Raw genomic sequence first — 23276 nt, forward strand, 5'->3', positions numbered from 1 at the left:
ATCGAGGCGGCCCTATCGGGCAAATCTTGCCAGCAGCAGCTGTGCTTCATCAGCCAGGGCTCGCGTCAGTTCGGCCGCCGGCATTTCGCGGCCGAGACGCGCCGCCTGTCCCGACCATAGGGACATGAAATCGCCTGACCCAAGCGGCTCCGACTTGGCTCGCAGCGGCGCCAGCGCGCCGCCCGCAAGCGGGAACGCCGGTGCCAGGTCAGACATCGGGCCGACTTCGCGCATGATGCGGTTGACGATGCCGCGCGCCGGCCGCCCGGTGAAGACGTTGGTCAGCGCGGTGTGGTCGTCCTTGGCCGTACGCAACACCTCCTTGTGGGGAGCGGCAACTTTTGCCTCGGGGCAGAACAGATAGGCAGTGCCGATCTGAACCGCAGATGCACCCAGCACGAAAGCGGCAACCACGCCGCGCGCATCGGCAATGCCGCCGGCAGCGATGACAGGCACTTTGACGGCATCCACCACCTGCGGCACCAGCGCGAAGGTCCCTGGCTGGTTGGCGACGTCGTCGGTCAAGAAGATGCCGCGGTGACCACCTGCCTCGGCGCCCTGGGCGATGATGGCATCGCAGCCTCTTTCTTCCAGCCACACCGCTTCATCGGCGGTCGTTGCCGAAGACAAGACCTTGGCACCGGTCGCCTTGACGCGGTCAAGCAGCGCTGCATCAGGCAGGCCGAAATGGAAGCTGACCACCTCGGGGCGGAACTCCTCGACGATATCGCAGAACTCGGCATCGAAGGGCGCACGCGCCGATCGCGGCGCGGGAGCCGACGGATCGATACCAAGCTCGAAATAAAATGGTTCCAGGCGGCGTTTCCACGCGGCTTCGCGAGCAGGATCGTCCTCGGGCTGCTTGTGACAGAAGAAATTAATATTGATCGGCCGCGCGGTGCGCTGGCGGATGATGCCAAGCTCGGCGCGAGCCTTTTCCGGCGTCATCAAGGCGCAAGGCAGACCACCCAGGCCGCCAGCCTCCGAAACGGCGATCACCATCTCCGAGTCGACCGGCCCCGCCATCGGCGCTTGCAGGATAGGAAGTTCGAGGCCCAGAAGATCAAGAATTCGCCGATCGGGCCACATGGTGTCTTCCTTCCTTGATGAGCGGTCAGGCTTGCTGGCGCTCGGCCCTGCGGGCTGCAATCTGACGCATCGCGATGACACGGCGGCGCCAAATCTCGGTGCGCATCGCCATGAGATGCAGAGTGAAGAACATAAGGGTAAAGCCAAGTGCCATGGTCATAAGGGGCCACAGCATGCTCGGATCGATGGTCGGACCGTCGAGACGGAACACCGAAGCCGGCTGATGCAAGGTGTTCCACCACTCGACCGAAAACTTGATGATCGGGATGTTGACGAAGCCGACAAGGGTGATGACGGCTGCCGCGCGAGCTGACCGCGCCGGATCATCGAGCGCGCGGGTCAGGGCGATGATGCCGAGATACATCAGGAAAAGCACAAAGACCGAGGTCAGCCGGGCGTCCCAAACCCACCAGGTGCCCCACATGGGCTTGCCCCAGATCGATCCGGTGAGCAGTGCGAGCGCCGTGAACACGGCACCGACAGGTGCCGCCGATTTCAGCGCAACGTCTGCCAGCGGGTGGCGCCATACCAACGTTCCAAGCGCTGCTATCGCCATCACCGAGTAACACATCATTGCAAGCCAGGCGAAGGGCACGTGGATGTACATGATGCGGACGGTGATGCCCTGCTGGAAATCCTCGGGCGCTGCAAAGCCGAGATAGAGCCCGGTTGCCAGCACCAATGCCGAAGCCCCGGCGAGCCAGGGAACGATCTTGTCCACCAGCGCAATAAAGCGGCTCGGGTTGGCCAGGTCGCTGAAACGCCACGCCTGTGAAGTCGTCTGTGTCATGGACGCTAAATAGCCTTGGCTGGTTTTCTTCGCAATCGGTTCCGACGTCGCGGCCGTTACGAAAAAAACGGGGCGCCTTAGCGCCCCGTTCGTATCCGATCGGAAGCCTTACCAAACTAAAGCTCTAGGCTGCTTCCTCGACATGGGTAACGCGGCGAACTTCCTCGTCGTTGAGCAGGCCGCCGGCGCGCAGCAGCGATGCAAAGCGTCCGTTGCGAGCCGACAGTTCGCCAAAGCCGCCCATCTCGATAACATGGCCGTGATCCATGAACACCACGAGATCCGCGTCGCGAACGGTGCTCAGGCGGTGAGCGATGATGAAGGTCGTGCGACCTTCGCGCAGCATGTCGATGGCATCCTTGACCCTGTTCTCGGTCTCGACGTCGAGCGCGCTCGTCGCCTCGTCGAGCACCAGGATCGGTGCGCTCTTGAGGATAGCGCGGGCAATCGCGATACGCTGGCGCTCGCCGCCGGACAGTTGTCCGCCACGCTCGCCGACATTCGTATCGTAGCCTTCGCTCTTCGACAGGATGAAGTCCTGCGCGGCCGCGGCACTTGCTGCGGCATGCACCTCCTCATAGGTCGCGCTGGCGCGGCCAACGCGAATGTTGTCTTCGATCGAGCGGTTGAGCAGACCGGCATCCTGGAACACGGTGGCGATCGAGTGGCGCAGCGACTTCTTGGTCACGGTGCGCGTATCGATGCCATCGATGAGGATACGGCCTTGCTGCGGCGTGTGGACCCGCTGCAACAAGTTGATCAGCGTCGTCTTGCCCGCACCGGTCGGACCAACGATGGCGACGGTCTGGCCGGCGCTAACCTCGAAGGAGACGTCGGTGACGCCCTGCCCCGAATTCGGGAACTCGAAGCTGACGTTTTCGAAGCGGACGTGACCTGTGACGCTGTCCAGTTCGCGCAGGCCTTCCGGCTCGCGGTGGTCGCCTGCGGCGTCCTCAAGGCGGTAGAATTCCTCCAGCTTCGAACGAGCGTCGAAGATCTGGTTGGCGAAATTCGAGACCTGGTCGAGCCGGCTGATCAACAAGGCGGCAAAGCCGGTGAAGGCAACGATGTCGCCAATACGCAACTGGCCCTTGCTGACGAGATACGCACCGATCAGCAGCACGACCATCATCGAGATTGTCGAGGCCAGGCGATGCATGGCCGAAGCCAGGGCCCACCAGTCGAGCACCGGGTTCTGCGTGGCGATCAGGGCCTTCACGTAGCCGCGAAGCGCTTCGGTTTCCTGGGTGACGCGGTTGTAGCTTTGCAGCACCGCGACATTGCTGACCGAATCCGAGACGTGGGAAAAGACCTTGTGATAGTGGCGCTCGACCGATGCCTGACCTTCCTTGGTCTTGCGCATGACGAGCCGGCCGATCGCGACATAGAGCGCTCCAAGCACGATCAGCACCAGCGACATGCGAACGTCGAGCGAAAACGCCGTCGGCACAAGCAGCACCAGCGCTACTGCTGTCGACAGATGCGTGCGCATGAATTCGAGCCAAAGGCTGAACAATGCTTCGACCGCGCGCAACAGCGTATGCAGCGAATGCGACGTGCCACGCTGCTGATGCCAGGCCAGCGGCATGGTGATGACGCGTTCGAACGACTGGCAAAGCACCTCGCCGCGCCGCGCATGAGCGAGGCGATCGGCGCCGCGCGCCACCAGCACGAAAGCTACGATGTTGAACGCGCCGAAGCTCGCCCACAGCGCCATGGTCGGCACGACTTCCGTCTTACCGGCAATGGCATCAATGATACGCCCGAACAGGATCGGCTCAGCAATGGTGACGATTGCCAACACGACGTTGGCAGCGCAAATCAACCCGACTTTCTTGCCATCTGCGGCAAGATAACGAAGGGCTCTCCAATAGACTTCAAGCAACGACACTTTGGTACCCCTTGAGTCCCGTTCGTCCCTTTATTGTGCACTGCACCATGGCCGACAAATAGCGACCCCAGTTCCGCAAGACAATGCGCAGATAGCCGTTGAGTTCAAAAAAATCGAACAACACATGACAACGGCCAGTAATCTGGTGTGATCCGATAAGGAATTGAGAACTAACGAAAAAAGGCATCGTTGCGGCGAAATGATGACGAAGCAGGCCGACTAGCCCATTGCCTCGAAAAAAGGCAAGCCCGATTTGCTGTTTGAATGAAAAAGAGCGCCGCACGTCCCGTTCGACGCGCGGCGCTCCAATGTCGTCGTGATCTTGCTGGTCAGGCCGGAATGCGGACTACCACCTCGACCTCACCGCTGTCGCGCATGGCAAAGGACGCGTCCTTGCCCTTCACACCGTCGACCTCGGCCTTCGCAGCTTTAGCGGCTTTGTCCCTCACCACCCGCAACCTGTAGACGGCACCGCCCAAACGCAGGGTCGCCTGATAACCTTCCCAATGCTTGGGAATGGCCGGCGTCACGACCAGCCTGTCGCCGCGCTGGCTGATGCCAAGGATGCTTTCGACGGCCGCGCGATAGAGCCAGCCGGCTGAACCGGTATACCAGGTCCAACCGCCTCGCCCTGCCTTGGAGTCGTCGGCATAGACGTCGGCCGCCACTACATAGGGCTCGACCCGATAGGTCTCCGCCGCATTTTCATCGAGCGCATGGTTGACCGGGTTGAGCATGGAGAAGCACCGGTAGGCCTCGTCAACCTGCCCCATTTCCGCCAAAGCAATGACAAACCAGGTCGCCGCATGAGTGTACTGGCCCCCATTTTCGCGCACACCGGGCGGATAGGCTTTTATGTAACCCGGGTCCTTTTCCGTCGCTGAGAACGGCGGTGTAAACAGCTTGATGAGTTGCAACTCGTCGTCGACCAGCATCTTTGTCGCCTGCGCCATGGCAGTTTGTGAGCGGGCCGGGTCGCCCTCGCCCGAAATCACGCTCCAAGATTGCGCGATCGAGTCGATCTTGCATTCGTCGGAACTGCGCGAACCAAGCGGCGTGCCGTCGTCGAAGCTGCCTCGGCGATACCACTCGCCGTCCCAGGCGGCATTCTCCAGCGCCCGCTTCAACGCGTTGGCGTGCTTCTCCCAGGCGTTGGCACGCTTGGAATCGCCCTCGGCCTTGGCCAACGGGGCGAAGTCTCCGAGGGTCCGCAGCAGGAACCACCCAAGCCAGACGCTGTCGCCCCTGCCCTCTTCGCCGACCCGGTTCATGCCGTCGTTCCAGTCGCCGCCCAGGATCAGCGGCAGGCCGTTCTTGGCCGTCCGCTTGATCGCAAGGTCGAGTGCACGCGCGCAATGCTCGTAAAGCGAGGCCTTCTTCTTCGATGTTTCCGGCGTGAAGAACGCATCGTGCTCGCCCGGATTGAGCAACTGGCCCTCGATGAATGGCAGCTGCTCATTGAGGATAGCTACGTCACCGGTCACCGTGACGTAGCGCGCGGCAGCACTTGCAAGCCACACGACATCGTCGGAGATCATCGTGCGCACGCCTGCGCCGGTGCGCGGCAGCCACCAATGCTGCACGTCGCCCTCGGCGAACTGCCGTCCCGCAGCGGTCAATATCTGCTCGCGGGCGAGGCTCGGATCGTGCATCAACAATGCAAGCGTGTCCTGTAGCTGGTCGCGGAAACCGAACGCACCGCTGGCCTGATAAAAGGCCGAGCGCGCGCGGATGCGACAGGCGAGGCTCTGATAAGGCAGCCAGTTGTTGACCATCGCATCAAGTGCCTTGTCGGGCGTCTCGACCTCGATCGTGCCCAGGAAGGAGCGCCAATTGCGCTCGTTCTCGGCCAGCCTCTGGTCGAAATCGACTTTGAGGTGGCGTGCAACCAGCGCACTCGCCTCTTCGTCCGAGCCGGCGTCGCCGAGGAGCCAGAGCAGAGTTACCGAACCACCCGCGGGGACCTCGATGTCCCTGGCTATCGCCGCGCACGGATCGACGCCCGCTTCGACGCGTCCGGTCAATTCCAGGCCGAGCGTTGCCGCGCGTGGTGCCTCGACGGTTCCGCCCGTGCCAATGAATTCATGGCGATCGGAGGTGATCGAACTGGCCTTGCCGTCCATCGCCATGAAGGCGACGCGCTCGCCGAAATCGAGGCCGTAGGTGTTGCGCGCCAACAGTGCTCCGGTCGCCGCGTCGAGCGACGAGACGATGTTGGGCGCGGTCTTGGCCCGGCTGTTGCCGAGCACCCACTCTGCATAGGCATAGACCCTGAGCTTTGCATGCAGGGCGCCGGTGTTTTCGATACGCAGGCGTGAGATGCGAACCGGATCGTTCGGATCGACAAGATGTGTCAGTTCTGTCGCCAGCGCGCCGCGCTTGGAACTGAAGGTCGAAAAACCTTGGCCGTGGCGGGCGTCATAGGTTGCACCGGCGTCACGAGCAACTGCGGCAATGGGTGAGTATGTCCGCCCGCTGGCACGATCGAAGACATAGATCGCCTCGCCCGGCCGGTTGGTCACCGGGTCGTTCGACCATGGCGTCAGCTGATAATCGCGGCTGTTGCGGCTCCAGGTGAAGGCAGCGCCCTCGGCAGAGTTGTGGAAGCCGAAACCAGCATTGGCAACGACGTTGATCCACGGCTGCGGCGTGGCACGGGTGCCGTTCAGGCGCACCACATAGTCGCGGCCGCCAGCATCAAAGCCACCGAATCCGTTCCAATAGGCCAGCCCGTCACCTGAGGCTTTGCGGGCGCCGCGCGAAGGCGACGTTTGAAGCGCAACGGTTTCAGGCCGATCGGTCGTCTGGGCGGCCAACAGCGCGTCGCGCGCCTGAAGCGCTGCGGCTTCTGCCCGCTCGATCTGGTCGAAGATCGTGCCGTTTCGCGTATGCAGGCAAACACGGGCGACAGCCAACAGCGTGCGATAGGACGCCTCGTCCATAAGGTCACGGCGCACGGCGAAGATGTGCTGGCGCGGCCCAAGTTCCTTGCCGCGCAGGCGGCTGTTCTCGCACATCGCCTCGATAGCCTGCTGCAGGTCCTGAACATACGAGGACGCCTGCTCGTTGACGATGACGAGATCGGCGACAAGGCCGCGCGCGCGCATGTATTCCTGGAACCTGAGCACCTGCGCGATCATCTCGATGTCGGCGATGTCGCCGATCCTGATCGCAAGGATGGGGAAGTCGCCGGAGATCGCCATCGGCCACAGCGCCGACTGCCGGCCAAGGCCAGAAGCGATGGCATCCGCCGACAAGCGCAAGAACGGATCGGGATAGATCAGATAACGCGCCAGCTTCTGCACGTTGGCGGCATCGGCAAGATTGAGGCCGAGATGGCGCGTCTGCACCTGCGAGCGCGTCCACGACAGCATCGCCTGGCGTGGGAAGCCCTCCGGGTGGTCGAGCCGCGCAACCGTCTCTTCGACTTCCTCGCGCGTGGCCCCAACGATCGTCCAGAACGCCAGCGACACCTTCTTATTGGCCGGCACGCGAACGCGCCGCCGAAGGGATGCCACCGGATCCAGCGTGAAGCCGGCGCTGCCGGAAAGCTTGGCACCGGGATCGAAAGCTGCCGGATCGGCGATGGTGCGGCCACGGCCGATGAAGGCGCGGCGGTCGGTTTCGGCTTCCGTGTCGCGCACGAAGCCGGATTGGTCTGTCACGAAATGCGCTGCCACCACCGACGGTTCGTTGGCCGAGCGTGTACGGCGGGTCGCCAGGATAGCGCTGCCATTGTGCGTGATTTCGGTCTCGACAAACATCTTCGAGAACGCCGGATGGGCATTGTCATTGGCTTCCGGTGCCAGCACCAACTCGGCAAATGACGTCACCTCGATGTGGCGATCGACCGCCGCGTCGTTCCAGATGGTAACCTTGCGGGCTTCGCCATTGCCTTCAGAGACGACGATGCACTCGACCTCACTGCGCAGTGTGCCAACAGTCTTGATGAAGCTCGCCTTGTCGTCGCAGAACACGGTCTGGGTCTGCTCGCCGGTAGCGCGTTTTGGTTCAGCCGTCGCCGACCACCAGTCGCCGGTCTCGGTGTCGCGCAAGAACAGATAGGTGCCGAGCCTGTCCTCGGTCGGATCCGGCTGCCAGCGCGTGATCGCCATGTCGTTCCAGCGGCTGTAGCCGGAGCCGGTGGCGGTCACCATCACCGAATAGCGGCCGTTCGACATAAGATTGGTCGAGCGCAGCGCGCGCATCGGATTGAGCACGATACGGGTGTCGGCGCTGTGGTCGGCTGTCTCGTCCTTGGTGTGCTCGGCAACTTCGGTGCGGACAGTGGCGACGGGAATGTCGCGCGGCGCCTTTTCCTGCAACAGAAGCTCGGCCGCCTCGATGACCGGATCGCTATGGAAGCGGTCGCGCATGCGACCCTCGAAGATGGCGTTGGCGATCGACACGATCGACATGCCCTGGTGGTGGGCCATGTAGTTGTAGACGATGGCGTGGTCAGTGCCTTCCGGCACGCGCTGCGGCGTGAAGTCGACCGCATCGTAATAGCCATAGCGGCCGAGCGCACCGAGCTTGCGCAGGCGCCTGAGATTAGCTGTCGCCTCGCTCGGCATGAACTGTGCAGCAAGCACCGTCGCATAAGGCGCGATAACGGTGTTCTGGCCAAGGCCGCGCTTGAGGCCAAGCCCGGGCACGCCGAAGTTGGTGTACTGATAGGTCAGTTCACGGTCGCGGCCATTATAGGCCGCCTCGGAAATGCCCCACGGAATGCCCTTCGAGCGTCCATACTGGATCTGCCGGCGGATGATGAGCTTGTTGGTCTGGTTGAGGATGCCGCCTTGAGGCTCCTTCATCACCAGTGGCGGCATCAGGTACTCGAACATCGAGCCGGACCACGACATCAGCGCGCCCTGGAAGCCGATCTCGACGATAGGCCGGCCGAGCCGGAACCAATGATCGGTGGGGATATCCCCCTTGGCGATGCCAAACAGGCTGGTTAGCCGCGCCTCAGAGGCAAGCAGGTCGTAGCAGCTTTCGTCGAGTTGATGCTCCTCGACGCGATAGCCGATGGACAGAAGCTTGCGCTCGTTGCGCATCAGGAACGAGAAATTCATCTCGAAGGCGAACTTGCGGGTCCGTTCGCGCAGCTCTACCAGCTTCGTCCGAAGCGCGGAGACCGTCTGGTCGTCGCTGTGGGCGTCATGCACATGCGCGTCGCAAGTGGCTTCGAGCGTCCTTGCCCAATCGGCCAACGCCTCACTCCTTGTCGAAGCCGCCTCGGTGTGGATCGCACCTGCGAGCTTGCGAATTTCACCTGACAGCACCGCGAGGTTGATGGTGCGGATAGACGCCATTTCAGGCTGTGACTTGATGGTTTCCACGGCGCGGCGCATGCCATCGATGCGGTCGATAAGCCGCTGGCGCAACGGCCTCAGTTGCCTGCGATCGTCAGGCAGGTCGGCGACGCTCTCCTCTATGATCGAAACGATGTCGAGAATGCCCTCGAAGTCGCCTTGCAGGTGAACCGACGGCGCTTCGGCCCATTCGGAGCAGGCCGCAGCGACCGCCACGAGATGGCCAGCCAAGTTGCCGCTGTCGACGCTCGAAACATAGAGTGGGTAAAGCGGTCTCAGGCTCGTTGTGTCATACCAGTTATAGAGGTGGCCCCTGAAACGCTCCATCTTTTCGATGGTCGTAACCGTGGCGTCGATGCGGGCAACCGCGTCGGCAAGGCTGATCCAGCCGAAATCGCGAGCGGAAACGACCGACAGCAGGTAGACGCCGATATTGGTAGGCGATGTGCGAGTGGCAATGACCGCAGTCGGGTTTTCCTGGAAATTGTCCGGCGGCAGATGGTTCTGCTCAGGCGTCACGAATGTTTCGAAATAATGCCAGGTGCGGCGCGCTACGGTGCGCAGAGTGTGGACGTCCCACGGCGCGACATGCAGCCGGTCTTCCGTTTCGGCCGAACGGCTGATCAGGCAGGCAAATGCGGGCGAGCCGGCCCAGAAGATCGCAAAGGCAAAAGCAACAAATGCGCCCGTCGAGTCCGTCATCACCGGCATGACCAGGCCGATCAGAGCGATGATCACGGCGCCATACATCATGCGGTAATAGGCGGAGAGGTCATTGCCGCCCGACTTGTGGGCCTGCGAGGCGGTACGCCATTCCAGCAGGTTCTTGCGGCTGACAAAGAGGCGATAGAGCGTGCGGATGATGGCATCCCCCATCATCCAGGCGAGGTGCGCCATCAGCACGATCTTGAGCGCAACCATCGCCGTGCCGAATGCCAGGTCGCGGCCGAGCGCGCTGAAATGGCCGCGCGGTGTGGCATCCCGGTTCTTGGGCAGGATGGCGTCGATGATGTCGAAGGTCGGAGCCATGAACAGGGTCAGGATCAACAGCGCCTGCCACTGCGCGGCCTGGGTAAACGGCAATAATGTCCAGCCGGCAATTGCCGCCATGACCCAGAAGATCGGCGTGAGTGAACGGCGGAGATTGTCGACCATCTTCCACCGCGACAAGGCGGGCACACCCGACTTGGGATCGAAGATGAAGCCGAGCAGCTGCCAGTCGCCGCGCGCCCAGCGATGCTGGCGCGAGGCATCGACCGAATAGCGGGTCGGATAGTCCTCGACCACCTCGACGTCGGTCACCAGCGCCGAACGGGCCAGCGCGCCTTCGAGCAAATCGTGGGAAAGCACCGTGTTTTCGGCGATGCGTCCCTTGAGGGCCGCCTCCATCGCATCGACATGGTAGAGGCCCTTGCCGGTGAAGGTGCCCTCGCCGAAGACGTCTTGATAAAGGTCGGAAACGGCGAAGACGTAAGGATCAAGGCCTCTGTGGGCCGAAAATACGCGCTGGAAGAACGAGGCTTCGTCGCCTGTCGTCAACGACGGCGTCACGCGCGGCTGCAAGATGGCATAGCCTGCCATCACCAGCCGCTTTTCGGCGTCAAATTCCGGGCGATTGAGCGGATGGCACATCTTGCCAACGAGCTTGGTCACCACGCCGCGCGTCATGCGGGTGTCGGCGTCGAGCGTCATGACATGCACGACGTTTTCGGGCAGCGGCGTGTCGGTCGGCATGAAGGTCGTGTCGCCATCGCCGCGCAACAGCAGGTTCAGCTCGTGCAGCTTGCCGCGCTTGCGCTCCCAGCCCATCCAGCAACCCTGCGCCGGGTTGTAGAGCCGGCGTCGGTGAAGGAGGTAGAAAAGCGGCGCGCCCTTGGCCGGGTAACGCTGGTTGAGCCGGGCGATTTCACGGCGGGCGTAGTCATAAATCTCGCGGTCGCCAACGGAAATCTCGACCTGGCTGTCGGGCCAATCCGACAGCAATGCAAAGTGAATTTCGCCCGACATGTTGGCGAGGTGGTGCACTTCGATGTTGCGGATGTTTTCTTCGACGTCGTCGCGCGAGCCGATCAGCGACGGCACAACGACAAGCGTGCGAGCTTCCGCCGGTACGCCGTCCTTGAATTCGTAGCCAATGAGGCGGGTTGGCTCGAGGAATTTCAGAACGATGGTATTGAAGAAGGCGAGTGCGCCTTCGCTTGCCGGCACGGCAAACAGCGTCAGCATCAGCACGATCGCCGCGGTCGTCATGCTCGGCAGGCCAAGCGCTGCAAGCGCGTTGCCGGCAAGGAAGAGCAAAAGCACGGTCAGGGCAAAGACCGGGAGCGCTATGCCTAGCCAGTTGGTCTTGCGGAACGCGCGGTTGATGAGCCGGCCGATGGTCGGACGATAGCCGATCGCCTCTTCCAGTTCCTGCCGGCGCGGGCCGACGAGGAAGAAGCCGACATCGGAACATTCCTTCTGTAAGCCGTCGCGAGCTTCGGCGGGAACAGGCTTTTCGGTGTTGGCGAACTCGGTGGCGCGCTCGGCTACCTGAAATTCGGACAGCTTGGAATGACGGGCCAGTTCTTCGATTGCGGTGCGATACTGGTCGCGCGATGCGAAGTCGAGCGCGGCGAAATTGGTTCGCTCGCGCAAGAGCGTGTCGACGCGGCTGACATCCTCGAACCAGACTGTCCAGTCCTGATCGTTGATCAGCCTGAGGCCACGGATGATGTTGCCCGTGGTGACGTTGCCGCTCGACAGAGTGTGATGCTCGCCGATGATGATCTCTTCGGCATCGCTGCCGGACTTCTCGAGCTCTTCTTCCAGCCAGATCAATGCCTTGCCGGCGTTTTGCGAGCCGTCACGCAAGCGATAGAGCAATTGCGTGGCAAAGGTCGTGTCGCGAGCATGGGCGGCATAGGCCTGGAGCAAGGCAAGGCCGTCGTCCTGTTCCTGCACGCTTTGCAGGCGGTCGGCGACGTCGTTTGCGATTGCGCGCATCTCGCGAGCGCGATTGACCCGCACGGCGATGCGCCGCAGGTTTTCCACCAAGACGAAACGCAGGAGAGACGGCAGCGCCCACAACTCGCCGATATGCAGCGGCTCCACGGACTGGTAGCCCTCGACCAGGGCCTTGAACATCTGCGCCGACACCGTGCTGTCGGAATGGGCGACATAGACCCAGGCGATGGCAAGCGCGCGCGGCACCCGCTGTCCCTCGGCGAGTTCGATCGTCGGCAATTCACGATAGAAACGGCGAGGAAGGTCGCGCTTGACCTGATAGATAGTCTCTTCGACCAGATAGTTGTTATCGAGCAGCCATTGCGCGGCTGGTGTAATCGGCTCCCCCCTGCCCTGCGCAGCATTGGTGTCGCGATAGACCTGCAGGATCTTCTTGGCACTCTCGCGGACGCGGGCGTGGAAGTCGAACGCCTCGAGACCGAAATAGGAGCGGAGTTCCTTGCGGGCCAGGCTTTCGCCCGTCGCCCGGAGGCGGTCCTCATGAAGCACGGTAGCCCTGATCGGCTGTTCCGCTACGGCCGGGAAGCTCGGCACTACATCTTTGATCCGGCGCAGGTCAGTCTGAATATTCATCTACAGCATTTCCGTTTGACAGAAAGTCCGCGGCGCCTGTCGACGTCGCGGACCTGTCGCATAAACCGTTTCAAACAAGAATTAGTTGCATCGCAACACAACAGGTCGATGGATCGCTCTTGCACCGCGATTGAGTGAAAATATGGCGTCGTCGTCGCCCACGCCGCCACACGCCTCATAGCAGTGCCAAGTGAAGACCGGAACGCAAGGATTCGGGCTTTTTCGTGTTCGATTGCTGAAATTTGGCCATATTTCAGGCGGTGTCCGTCAAGGGACTTCGCCTTGGATTTTTGCGAAGCCCATTCTCCATCGTTTCGTCCTCGCGATGCCTGTTCGACGTGCTGGTTTCCGCCGGAAGAGACTGGCCTCGCAGATCACCCGCCGCGCGGTAATACGGTGTAGACCCTGACGACAAAGGCATGGAACTCGGCCATGTAGTTCCTGAGGAACTCGGCGGTGTCGTCATTGGTCACCTCGCCCTCATCGGTGATCAGACCGGGCTTGAACTGGATGTACGCTTCGGGTGCGTTCATCTGCGGTGAATTGCAGAAACTGAGCACACTGCGCAGACTTTGTTGGGCCACCGCAGTGCCGATCGCACCCGGCGACGTGCCTATGACAGCCGATGGCTTGCGGGTGAATGAATTGGTCCCATAGGGCCTGCTCGCCCAGTCGATGGCATTCTTCAGGCCGCCGGGGATGGAGCGGTTGTATTCGGGCGTAACAAACAAGATGGCATCAACGCCAGCGAGCGCCTTCTTGAAAGCGCGGGCGGGTGGCGGAAAATCGCTATCGTAGTCATAGCTATAGAGCGGCAGGTCCCGAAACGAGATCTCCTCCATCTCAAGATGTTTCGGCGCAAGCCTGACCAGCGCCTTGGCGAGCTTGCGATTGATAGAGCCGGCAGCAAGGCTGCCGACGAAATAGCCGACCTTGTAGGTGTCCATGGCACGTTCTCCACTTCGCCGCGCGATATAGATCGTCGGCCTGGCCTACCCGTCCCCACAAGGATAGTTGGCCAGTTCCACCCGGATGTCACGACGATTTTGGAGATCGCTCGGCTATTGGTCGCGAATGGAGACGTGCAGGAGCGTGACCGGCTCGCCCGGTTCGATCCTCAGCACTACAGGAGCACCATCGTAGTGCAGCGTATCCATTGCCGCGAGGGTATGTTGGCCCACGCGCGCGGAGCCCGCCGCAACGAAGATCAGGCTCGTGCCGTCCCCTGCAAGGACGTCTGTAGGGTTGGAGAATTCCAGCCGCTCGACCAGATGAGCCAAGCGGCCACGCCGGCTCATGACGTTGAAATCGAGAATCGGCCCATCGATCAAAGTAGCGCTGGTGGCGACGTCGCCGGGGAACGCATGAGGTGGCGACCACGGCGAAAGCTCGACCGGGGGCGCATCAACGATTGCGAGGCGCATCGCGCCGGACAAAACGGTTAGCGTTCGGTCGATGCCGGCAAAAACGGAAAACGGCCCGCCGGATGACACTTGCGCCATGGAAATGCGCCAGTCGAAATTGTCGAGCCCGGCCTCAGGCGGCCAGGCCATGATTTCGGTCGTCACGCCGCCGCCGTTCTTCCAAGGCATCGGGCGGCAGTCGGCATGACGAATGATGCGCATGGCTCAGCCCAGAATGCCTGGCAGATTCAGGCCGTGCTGCTTGGCGCAGTCGACGGCGATGTCGTAGCCGGCATCGGCATGGCGCATGACGCCGGTTGCCGGATCGTTCCACAGCACACACTCGAGGCGCCGCGCCGCATCTTCGGTGCCATCGGCCACGATGACCATGCCCGAATGCTGGGAGAAGCCCATCCCGACGCCGCCGCCATGATGCAGCGACACCCAGGTGGCGCCGGACGCGGTGTTGAGCAACGCATTCAGCAGCGGCCAGTCGGACACGGCATCAGAGCCGTCCTTCATGGCTTCGGTCTCGCGATTGGGCGATGCGACCGAGCCCGAGTCGAGGTGGTCACGGCCAATCACGACAGGCGCCTTCAGCTCGCCCTTGGCGACCATCTCGTTGAAGGCAAGACCGAGCCGGTGACGATCGCCGAGACCGACCCAGCAGATGCGCGCCGGCAGGCCCTGGAAATGGATGCGCTTGGCCGCCATGTCGAGCCAGTTGTGCAGGTGCTTGTTGCCGGGTGTCAGCTCCTTCACCTTGGCGTCGGTCTTGTAGATGTCTTCGGGGTCTCCCGAGAGTGCTGCCCAGCGGAACGGGCCGACGCCACGGCAAAACAGCGGCCTGATGTAGGCCGGCACGAAGCCAGGGAAGTCGAAGGCGTTGTCGACGCCCTGCTCCAGCGCCATCTGGCGGATGTTGTTGCCGTAATCGACTGTTGGTACGCCCAACTTGTGGAAATCGAGCATGGCGCGGACTTGCACCGCCATCGAGGCGCGCGCGGCTTTTTCGACGGCCTTGGGGTCACGCTCCCGCTTTTCCTCCCACTGGGCAACGGTCCAGCCTTGCGGCAAGTAGCCGTTGACGGGATCGTGCGCCGAGGTCTGGTCGGTGACCGCATCGGGCCTGACGCCGCGCTTGACCAGTTCGGGGAAGATATCGGCGGCATTGCCAAGCAGCGCCACCGAAATCGCCTTCTTTTCCTTGGTTGCCTTGTCGATGATGGCCAGTGCGTCGTCGAGGTCCTTGGCCTGCACATCGACGTAGCCGGTCTTCAGCCGCATCTCGATGCGGCTTGCCTGGCACTCGACAGCGAGGCAGGACGCACCGGCCATGGTGGCGGCGAGCGGCTGCGCGCCACCCATGCCGCCCAAGCCGGCGGTCAGGATCCAGCGGCCGGAAAGGTCACCGCCATAGTGCTGGCGGCCCATCTCGACAAAGGTTTCGTAGGTTCCCTGTACGATGCCCTGGCTGCCGATGTAGATCCAGGAGCCGGCCGTCATCTGGCCGTACATCATCAGGCCCTTCTTATCGAGCTCGTTGAAATGGTCCCAGGTCGCCCAGTGCGGCACCAGGTTGGAGTTGGCGAGCAAGACGCGCGGCGCATCCTTGTGGGTGCGGAACACGCCCACCGGCTTGCCCGACTGTATCAGCAGGGTCTCATCGGCTTCGAGATTTCTCAAAGCGGCGACGATGCGGTCATAGCTTTGCCAGTCACGCGCGGCGCGGCCGATGCCGCCATAGACGACAAGCTCGCCGGGCTTTTCGGCGACCATGGGGTCGAGATTGTTCATCAGCATGCGCAGCGGCGCTTCGGTAAGCCAGCTCTTGGCCGTGAGGTCGGTGCCTGTGGCGGCGCGGATCACACGGGCATTGTCGATGCGGGTATGTTGGGTCATGCAAAAGCCTCCCTTGGAGTGGGTGTCAGCTGCCCGCCCAGGCGAGCGCGGTTTCGAGGATGTCTGTCAGCGTCGCCCGGATCGGGGCGGCGAAATCGGCGTCGTAACGCACTGGCCAGTTTGATGGCTCGCCCTTGCCTTCGGGCTCAAGCAGGTAGCCGCGATTGGCGATCTCCATCTGCAGCCCATGGACGCCATTGGCAGGATTGCCATGGTGGCGGGTGATCCAGCCGCCCTTGAAGCGGCCGTTGACCACCCATGGGCGACCGGTCGCAGCGATGATCGCGGTTACCTTATCCTGCAACACAGGATCGGCGCTCTTGCCATCATTGGTGCCCAAATTGAACACCGGCAGCCTGCCTTCGAACAAGCGCGGCAGAACCGAGCGGATCGAGTGGCAATCGTAGACCACGATTTTCGGATGCAACGCCCTGAGTCGAGCGATCTCGCTTTCCAAGACGGCATGATAGGGATCGAAGTAGGTTGCGCGACGCCTGGAAATCTCGTCCGCGTCCGGCTCCTGGCCATCCTTGTAGAGACGGTCGCCGTCAAAGGTGATTGTCGGGCACAGCTCGGTCGTGTTCTGGCCTGGGTAGAGCGACACGCCGGAGGGATCACGGTTGACGTCGATGATCGAGCGCGAAACCTTGGTGTGCACGATGGTTGCACCCAGGTCCCCAGCAAAGGCGTAGAGCTGGTCGATCCACCAGTCGGTGTCGCGCCGCGCCAGCCAAGGGGAGACGAAGCGGTCCTCGAGACCGACGAGATCGGTTCCAGTATGCGGCAAGCTAACCAGCAAGGGGGCCGTACCACTGACAACGGTTAGCCAGGGCGTATCGTTCATGCCCGATCTCCCGCGATTTGGGGCAAGCCAACGCCAGAGACTGCATTGACGACCGCACCGCTGCGGACCAGAGCGATCGCCTTTTCCATGTCAGGATGGAAATGACGGTCTTCATCGAGGTGCGGAACCCGTGCGCGGACGAGCTTGCGCACCGCTTCCAACACATCGCTCGAAGCCATAGGCGCGTGGAAGTCGCAGCCTTGTGCGGCAGCCAGAAGTTCGATTCCGACCACGCCACAAGCGTTTTCGATCATCGGCAGCAGGCGCCGCGCGCCGTGCGCGGCCATGGAAACATGATCTTCCTGGTTGGCAGAGGTCGGGATGGAATCGACAGACGCCGGATAGGCCTTCTGCTTGTTTTCGGAAACGAGTGCTGCAGCGGTGACCTGCGGAATCATGAAGCCGGAGTTCAAGCCTGGCTTCGGCGTCAAGAAGGCCGGCATGCCGGACAGGGCCGGATCGACCAGCATTGCGATACGCCGCTCGGACAGAGAACCGATCTCGCAAACCGCCAAGGCGATCATGTCTGCGGCGAAGGCCACCGGTTCGGCGTGGAAATTGCCGCCCGAAAGCGCGGTATCATCCTCGGAAAAGATCAGCGGGTTGTCGGTGACGCCATTGGCTTCAGTGCCGAGCGTGTCCGCCGCCTGGCGCAACAATGTGAGGGCGGCACCCATCACCTGCGGCTGGCAACGCAGGCAATACGGGTCCTGAACGCGCTCGTCGCCGACGCGGTGACTTTCACGAATGGCACTGCCGGCCATCAGGTTACGCAACGTATCCGCCGTTTCGATCTGACCACGGTGCTTCCTCAGCACGTGGATACGCGGATCGAACGGTGCGTCCGAGCCCTTGGCCGCGTCAGTCGAAAGCGCGCCTGTGACGAGTGCCGACTGATAGAGCACTTCCGCGTCGAAGAGAGCTGCAAGCGCATAGGCCGTGGAGAACTGTGTGCCGTTGAGCAGCGCCAGGCCTTCCTTGGCTCCGAGCGTGATCGGCTCCAATCCATGAGTGACGAACGCCACCTTGGCCGGCACGATGCCATGCGGCGTATGGCAATCACCAACGCCGATCATCGTCGCCGTCATGTGCGACAGCGGCGCCAGATCGCCCGATGCGCCGACAGACCCTTGCGCCGGGACCATCGGGATGACGTCCCTTGCAAGCATAGCCTGCAAAAGTTCGATCGTCTCGGGCCGCACACCTGAAGCGCCCTGCGCCAGGCTGGCTAGCTTCAGCGCCATCATGAGGCGCGCCACGGCGACCGGCATCGGCTCGCCAACTCCGGCCGCATGAGAAAGTACAATGTTTCGCTGCAGCGTCTCGAGATCGGCGGCGGGAATGCGAACGCTGGCGAGCTTACCAAAGCCGGTATTGATGCCGTAGACCGGCTCACCCTTGGCGACGATCCTGGCAACCGTTTCGGCGCTGGCCTTGATCTTCGGCCAGCAGGCCGGGTCGAGTTCAGGAATGGCGCCGCGATAGATCGCGCGCCAATCCGCAAGCGTGGCATAGCCCGGGTTCAACACAATGGTTGTCATTTCCCTCTCCAGATACGGGCATGGAGCGGGTTGAACCCCATGCGATAGACAAGTTCGGCCGGGCTTTCGATGTTCCAGATGGCAAGGTCGGCCCATTTTCCGGCTTCGAGCGTGCCGCTTTCCGCCTGCAGGCCGAGCGCGCGCGCGGCCTCGCGGGTGACGCCGGCGATGCATTCGTCGACCGTCATGGCAAACAGGGTTGCCGCCATGTTCATGGTGAGAAGCAGCGACGTCAGCGGCGAGGTGCCGGGATTGTTGTCCGTGGCGATAGCCATCTTCACGCCGTGCTTACGGAACAGGTCGACCGGCGGCTTTTTGGTCTCGCGAATGAAATAGAACGCGCCCGGCAAGATGACGGCGACCGTGCCGGCCCTGGCCATTGCCGCGGCACCTGCCTGGTCCGTGTACTCCAGATGATCGGCCGACAGCGCCCCATAGCTAGCGGCAAGTGCTGCGCCGCCGAGATTGGAGAGCTGGTCGGCGTGGAGCTTGACAGGCAGGCCGCGAGCCGTGGCCGCGTCGAAGACTTTGGCCATTTGTTCTGGCGAGAAGGCGATGCCCTCGCAAAAGCCATCGACCGCATCGGCCAGGCCTTCGGCCGCGATCTTGTCGAGCATCTCACCGGCAACGAGGCCGATATAGGCATCCTTGTCGCCGTTGGCTTCTGGCGGCAACGCATGGGCGCCAAGGAAGGTAGTTCGTACCGTCACCGGCCGCAATTCGGCGAGTTGCCGGGCTGCGCGCAATGACTTCGCCTCGTTGGCATGGTCGAGACCGTAGCCCGACTTGACCTCGACAGTGGTCACCCCTTCGGCGATCAGCGCGTCGAGCCGCGGCAAGGTCTGCGCCACGAGCTCGGCTTCGCTCGCTGCACGCAACGCCTTGACCGACGAGACGATGCCGCCCCCTGCCCGCGCCACCTCTTCATAGGTAGCACCTGCAAGGCGCATTTCGAACTCGTTGGCACGATTTCCGGCATGGACCAGATGGGTGTGACAGTCGATCAGGCCCGGCGTGATCCATCGCCCCTGGCAATCGATGGTCTCAGCACCTTTGCGTAAATCCGAAGGAATCTCCGCTTCGGGACCAGCGAAAACGATACGCCCTCCGCGTGCCGCGATCGCACCTTTTTCAACGACACCAAGACCGGCAGAACCTTCGGCAAGCGTCGCCAGCCGCGCATTGCGCCAGACCTTTGCCAATGCTGCTGATTGCTCTTCAGCCATGATCTTTTTCGTTTCCTCCACTTTCAATTATGTATATACATATCGAAACGCGATGCAAGTGTTATCGTGCGGCGCGCAAAAGAGGCGAGGAGATTATGGTGGCGACGATATTCGCGGAGCAAGCGCTTCTGGCCGATGGCTGGCAACACAACGTCAGGCTGACTCTTGTCGGTGGCCTCATCGACACGCTGGAAACGGGAACGACCTTCCAGCCCGGCGACGAGCGCCACGCGATAATCCTGCCGGGCATGCCCAATCTGCACAGCCACGCCTTCCAGCGCGGCATGGCAGGCTTGGCCGAAATCCGCGGTCCTTCATCCGACAGCTTCTGGTCCTGGCGCGAGGTGATGTATCGCTTCGCGCTGACGATGACGCCCGAGCAAGTGGAGGCGGTCGCCGCACAGCTCTATGTCGAAATGCTGGAAGCTGGCTTCAGCCGCGTCGGCGAGTTCCACTATCTCCACCACGACCGCGACGGCAGCCCCTATGCCAACATCGCCGAGATGGCCGAACGCATTGCTACCGCCTCCGTCGAGACCGGCATCGGACTGACATTGCTGCCTGTATTCTATGCGCATTCCGGCTTTGGCGGTGCGCCCGCCAATGAAGGCCAGCGTCGATTCATCAACGATCCGAATCGCTTCGCCAGGCTTTTTGAGAAGTGCGGCGAAGCGCTCAAAGCCATCAATGGCGCGGTGCTTGGCCTTGCACCGCACAGCCTGCGCGCCGCAACACCCGACGAACTGTCTGCGGTCAAGGCGATGACCACGGGGCCGATCCACATCCATATCGCCGAACAGGTCAAGGAAGTGGAAGACTGCCTGGCCTGGTCGGGCGCACGGCCCGTCGAATGGCTGCTGCGGCATGCCGACGTCGGCAAGCGCTGGTGCCTGATCCACGCAACGCACATGACCGAAACCGAGACGATCGCTATGGCCAAATCGGGCGCGGTCGCCGGCCTGTGCCCGATCACCGAGGCCAACCTTGGCGACGGCGTCTTTTCAGCGCCGCTTTTTGTGAAGCATGGCGGCAAATTCGGCGTCGGCTCCGATTCCAATGTCGAGATTGGCGTCACTGACGAATTGCGCATGCTCGAGTATTCGCAGCGACTGGTTCATCGTGCCCGCAACGTGCTTGCCACTCCCGGACAGTCGACAGGTCGCGCGCTGTACGATGCAGCGCTTGACGGTGGTGCTCAGGCGCTGGGTGCCGGCCAGGCAGGGCTTGCGGCTGGCTCGGCTGCAGACTTCGTCTCGCTCAACCCCAACCACCCCACGCTTGCCGGAAAATCCGGGGATGCCATGCTGGACGCCTGGATCTTCGCACGCGGTGGCAAGGTGGATGCTGTGTGGGTCAATGGCCGTAAGCTTGTTTCGGATGGGGCACATTTCCGGCGCGACGCTATTGCAGCGAGGTTCCGTAACGTGATGATGGAACTGACGGCGGCGTAAGAGAAGGAAATTCGGGTGCCTGATTCGATGGCGGAGACGGTTGAGGAGCTTGCGGGCGGCGATGCGTCGACGTCGCTGTACCAGCGCATCCTCAACGATATCCGCGACCGGATCGTCTCGGGAGAATGGGAGCCCGGCTATCGCATTCCCTTCGAGCATGAACTGACCGAAGAGTATGGCTGTTCGCGCATGACCGTGAACAAGGCGCTGTCTCAGCTTGCCAAGGCGGGGCTGATCGAGCGCAGGCGCCGATCGGGCAGCTTCGTGCGCAGGCCGCAGTCGCAAGCGGCGGTACTCGAAATCCACGACATCCGCATCGAGGTCGAGGCCCTTGGCCTGCCCTATCGCTATGAGCTGATCTCGCAGTCAAAGCGGCGGGCCGGGAGCAGCGACCGCGAGCGGCTGGGGCCAGACGTGTCGGGACAGCTTCTGGCCTTGAAATGTCGCCACTATGCCGGCGCGCGGCCGTTTTGCACCGAGGACCGGCTGATCAATCTTGCCGCTGTACCAGAAGCGGCGGACGAAGAGTTCCGCGAAACCGCACCGGGACCGTGGCTGATCGGACGGGTGCCATGGAGCGCGGCCGAGCACGTCATCCGCGCCGCCGCAGCCGACGCCGACATCGCCGCCGATCTCAACCTTGCAGCCGGCGCGCCCTGCCTCGTCATCGAGCGGCGGACCTGGAGCGCCGAGCGCCCCGTCACCCATGTGCGCTTCACCTATCCGGCAAATGCCCATGCAGTGGTGGCCCGCTTCACACCGTCAGACAGCTGACGCCTGAAAACAAAAAGCCGCGCATCCTGGGACGCACGGCCTTTGTTCGAGATTGAGGCCAGGCCAATCGTCAGGCAGCGGCCGTGATGATGATCTCGACCTTGTATTCCGGGCCGGCGAGCTTGGCTTCGCCGGTTGCACGTGCAGGCGTGTTGCCCTGCGGAACCCAGCCGTCCCAGACCGAGTTCATCTCGGCGAAGGTCGACATGTCGGACAGCCAGATGATCGCCTGGATGATCTTGGTCTTGTCGGTGCCTGCCTTAGCAAGCAGGGCGTCGATCTCAGCCAGAATGGCCTTGGTCTGCGCGGCGACGCTCTCGCCCGGTGCGCCAACCTGGCCTGCCAGGTAAACTGTGTTGTTATGGATCACGATCTGGCTCATGCGCGGGCCGACATCGATACGACGAATGCTCATGGTGGTCTCCTTCCGTTAGGGGTGGCGCCTTCATAGATTTTGCCTGCCCCCCGGCGCAAGGCCGAAGCGTTCAAATTCCATAGGCCAGACGAACTGCTCAGAAGGTTTGTATGACAAACCCACCGGTTTGTCCGAACGCCTCGTTGACAAATGTAATAACATCACATAGTCAATGACGACTTCGCCGCACCCGAGCAATGAGCCGATGAACGACGCCTGCCTGACATTCAAGGACCTGACGCTGGGCTACAACAGCCATCCGGCGGTGCATCACCTCAATGGCTCGATCAAGACCGGCTCGCTGACTGCTGTCGTCGGCGCCAACGGTTCCGGCAAATCTACTTTGATGAAGGGGATCGTCGGCGTGCTGAAGCCGATGGCAGGCGCATGCACGGTGGCGTCAGGCAAGCGCGTCGCCTACCTTCCGCAGCAGTCTGAACTTGATCGCAGCTTCCCTGCTCGTGTCGTGGACCTTGTGTCCCTCGGCCTCTGGCCCCGGCGCGGCCTACTTGGCCGTTACAGCCGCGAAGACCGCCTGGCCGTTTCCGAGGCGCTGATGGCTGTCGGCCTCGAAGGTTTCGAAAAACGCGCCATCGACACGCTGTCCGGAGGCCAGCTTCAGCGGGCGTTGTTTGCCCGTGTGCTGGTGCAGGACGCTGACTTGATCCTGCTCGACGAGCCATTCAACGCTGTCGATGCCAAGACAGTCGGCGACCTGATCAAGCTGATCAAGCGCTGGCACGGCGAAAACCGCACCGTGATGGTCGTCGCCCACGACCTCGAACTGGTACGTGCCCACTTCCCCAACACCTTGCTGCTAGCGCGCCAGCCTGTCGCCTGGGGCGAGACGCTTGAAGCGCTGCGCCCGGAAAACCTGCTCAAGGCCCGGCGCTTTGACGAGGCCTGGCACGACGATGCGCCCTGGTGCGAGCCGGATGACGGTCATGCTCATCGCCACGCGCATTCCCATGCTCACGACGACCATCACCATCATGACCATGGCGAGGTCCATGACCACCCCGATCATGAATCCGGACCCCGTGCCGCGTGAACCTC

General features: G+C 62.4%; 14 protein-coding genes. 3 read left to right on the forward strand and 11 right to left on the reverse strand.

Translation table 11 applies throughout. The features are described from left to right. Positions 1 to 12: 12 nt before the first annotated feature. The 10 genes from C8K44_RS03985 to hutI all read right to left on the reverse strand — a co-directional run bounded on the left by C8K44_RS03985 (position 13) and on the right by hutI (position 19580). A complete protein-coding gene (locus C8K44_RS03985) occupies positions 13 to 1089 on the reverse strand; it encodes a nitronate monooxygenase (RefSeq protein WP_109574479.1) in 1077 nt (358 codons plus the stop codon). A gap of 25 nt (positions 1090 to 1114) precedes the next feature. Further along, on the reverse strand, positions 1115 to 1879 hold the full coding sequence (locus C8K44_RS03990) for a heme ABC transporter permease (protein WP_109574480.1): 765 nt from the start codon (positions 1877 to 1879) through the stop codon (positions 1115 to 1117). Positions 1880 to 2003: 124 nt separating this feature from the next. Next, positions 2004 to 3770 carry a glucan ABC transporter ATP-binding protein/ permease gene (locus C8K44_RS03995; protein WP_109574481.1) on the reverse strand — a complete coding sequence of 589 codons (1767 nt, stop codon included), beginning with the start codon at positions 3768 to 3770 and terminating at the stop codon, positions 2004 to 2006. Between the two features lie 329 nt (positions 3771 to 4099). Beyond that, positions 4100 to 12664: a glucoamylase family protein gene (locus tag C8K44_RS04000; protein WP_109574482.1), complete on the reverse strand. Its 8565-nt coding sequence runs from the start codon at positions 12662 to 12664 to the stop codon at positions 4100 to 4102. 374 nt (positions 12665 to 13038) lie between these two features. After that, positions 13039 to 13611: an NADPH-dependent FMN reductase gene (locus C8K44_RS04005; protein ID WP_109574483.1), complete on the reverse strand. Its 573-nt coding sequence runs from the start codon at positions 13609 to 13611 to the stop codon at positions 13039 to 13041. 114 nt (positions 13612 to 13725) lie between these two features. Then, positions 13726 to 14289 carry a HutD family protein gene (locus tag C8K44_RS04010; protein WP_109574484.1) on the reverse strand — a complete coding sequence of 188 codons (564 nt, stop codon included), beginning with the start codon at positions 14287 to 14289 and terminating at the stop codon, positions 13726 to 13728. 3 nt (positions 14290 to 14292) lie between these two features. Beyond that, positions 14293 to 15969: a urocanate hydratase gene (gene hutU / locus C8K44_RS04015; RefSeq protein ID WP_109574485.1), complete on the reverse strand. Its 1677-nt coding sequence runs from the start codon at positions 15967 to 15969 to the stop codon at positions 14293 to 14295. A gap of 25 nt (positions 15970 to 15994) precedes the next feature. Next, positions 15995 to 16813: an N-formylglutamate deformylase gene (gene hutG, locus C8K44_RS04020; protein WP_109574486.1), complete on the reverse strand. Its 819-nt coding sequence runs from the start codon at positions 16811 to 16813 to the stop codon at positions 15995 to 15997. Beyond that, positions 16810 to 18354: a histidine ammonia-lyase gene (hutH, locus tag C8K44_RS04025; RefSeq protein WP_109574487.1), complete on the reverse strand. Its 1545-nt coding sequence runs from the start codon at positions 18352 to 18354 to the stop codon at positions 16810 to 16812. Before hutH ends, hutG begins: the two co-directional genes overlap by 4 nt. Next, a complete protein-coding gene (hutI, locus tag C8K44_RS04030; RefSeq protein ID WP_199227007.1) occupies positions 18351 to 19580 on the reverse strand; it encodes an imidazolonepropionase in 1230 nt (409 codons plus the stop codon). Before hutI ends, hutH begins: the two co-directional genes overlap by 4 nt. Before the next feature lie 98 nt (positions 19581 to 19678). Between hutI and C8K44_RS04035 the strand changes: the two genes are divergently transcribed. Together C8K44_RS04035 and hutC are read left to right on the forward strand one after the other, a co-directional pair. Beyond that, complete coding sequence (locus C8K44_RS04035; RefSeq protein ID WP_109574793.1) at positions 19679 to 21031, forward strand: formimidoylglutamate deiminase; 1353 nt, start codon at positions 19679 to 19681, stop codon at positions 21029 to 21031. A 27-nt stretch (positions 21032 to 21058) separates the two neighbouring features. Then, positions 21059 to 21805 carry a histidine utilization repressor gene (gene hutC / locus C8K44_RS04040; RefSeq protein WP_109574488.1) on the forward strand — a complete coding sequence of 249 codons (747 nt, stop codon included), beginning with the start codon at positions 21059 to 21061 and terminating at the stop codon, positions 21803 to 21805. Positions 21806 to 21875: 70 nt separating this feature from the next. Here hutC and C8K44_RS04045 read toward each other — a convergent pair whose 3' ends face one another. Further along, a complete protein-coding gene (locus C8K44_RS04045) occupies positions 21876 to 22220 on the reverse strand; it encodes a RidA family protein (RefSeq protein WP_109574489.1) in 345 nt (114 codons plus the stop codon). 205 nt (positions 22221 to 22425) lie between these two features. On the opposite strand from C8K44_RS04045, the gene aztA reads away from it, so the two are divergent. Next, positions 22426 to 23271: a zinc ABC transporter ATP-binding protein AztA gene (gene aztA, locus C8K44_RS04050; protein WP_109574490.1), complete on the forward strand. Its 846-nt coding sequence runs from the start codon at positions 22426 to 22428 to the stop codon at positions 23269 to 23271. The last annotated feature ends 5 nt before the right edge of the window (positions 23272 to 23276 follow it).

The organism is Aminobacter sp. AP02 (assembly GCF_003148805.1).
Lineage (GTDB): Bacteria > Pseudomonadota > Alphaproteobacteria > Rhizobiales > Rhizobiaceae > Aminobacter.

What these genes read in the sequence shown, in the direction of transcription:
- C8K44_RS04005 (WP_109574483.1), bottom strand. Translation starts at nt 13,611, where the DNA reads ATGGACACCTACAAGGTCGGCTATTTCGTCGGCAGCCTTGCTGCCGGC.
- hutH (WP_109574487.1), bottom strand. Translation starts at nt 18,354, where the DNA reads ATGACAACCATTGTGTTGAACCCGGGCTATGCCACGCTTGCGGATTGG.
- hutG (WP_109574486.1), bottom strand. Translation starts at nt 16,813, where the DNA reads ATGAACGATACGCCCTGGCTAACCGTTGTCAGTGGTACGGCCCCCTTG.
- C8K44_RS04000 (WP_109574482.1), bottom strand. Translation starts at nt 12,664, where the DNA reads ATGAATATTCAGACTGACCTGCGCCGGATCAAAGATGTAGTGCCGAGC.
- C8K44_RS04045 (WP_109574489.1), bottom strand. Translation starts at nt 22,220, where the DNA reads ATGAGCATTCGTCGTATCGATGTCGGCCCGCGCATGAGCCAGATCGTG.
- C8K44_RS03990 (WP_109574480.1), bottom strand. Translation starts at nt 1,879, where the DNA reads ATGACACAGACGACTTCACAGGCGTGGCGTTTCAGCGACCTGGCCAAC.
- C8K44_RS03985 (WP_109574479.1), bottom strand. Translation starts at nt 1,089, where the DNA reads ATGTGGCCCGATCGGCGAATTCTTGATCTTCTGGGCCTCGAACTTCCT.
- C8K44_RS04010 (WP_109574484.1), bottom strand. Translation starts at nt 14,289, where the DNA reads ATGCGCATCATTCGTCATGCCGACTGCCGCCCGATGCCTTGGAAGAAC.
- hutI (WP_199227007.1), bottom strand. Translation starts at nt 19,580, where the DNA reads ATGGCTGAAGAGCAATCAGCAGCATTGGCAAAGGTCTGGCGCAATGCG.
- hutU (WP_109574485.1), bottom strand. Translation starts at nt 15,969, where the DNA reads ATGACCCAACATACCCGCATCGACAATGCCCGTGTGATCCGCGCCGCC.
- aztA (WP_109574490.1), top strand. Translation starts at nt 22,426, where the DNA reads ATGAACGACGCCTGCCTGACATTCAAGGACCTGACGCTGGGCTACAAC.
- hutC (WP_109574488.1), top strand. Translation starts at nt 21,059, where the DNA reads ATGGCGGAGACGGTTGAGGAGCTTGCGGGCGGCGATGCGTCGACGTCG.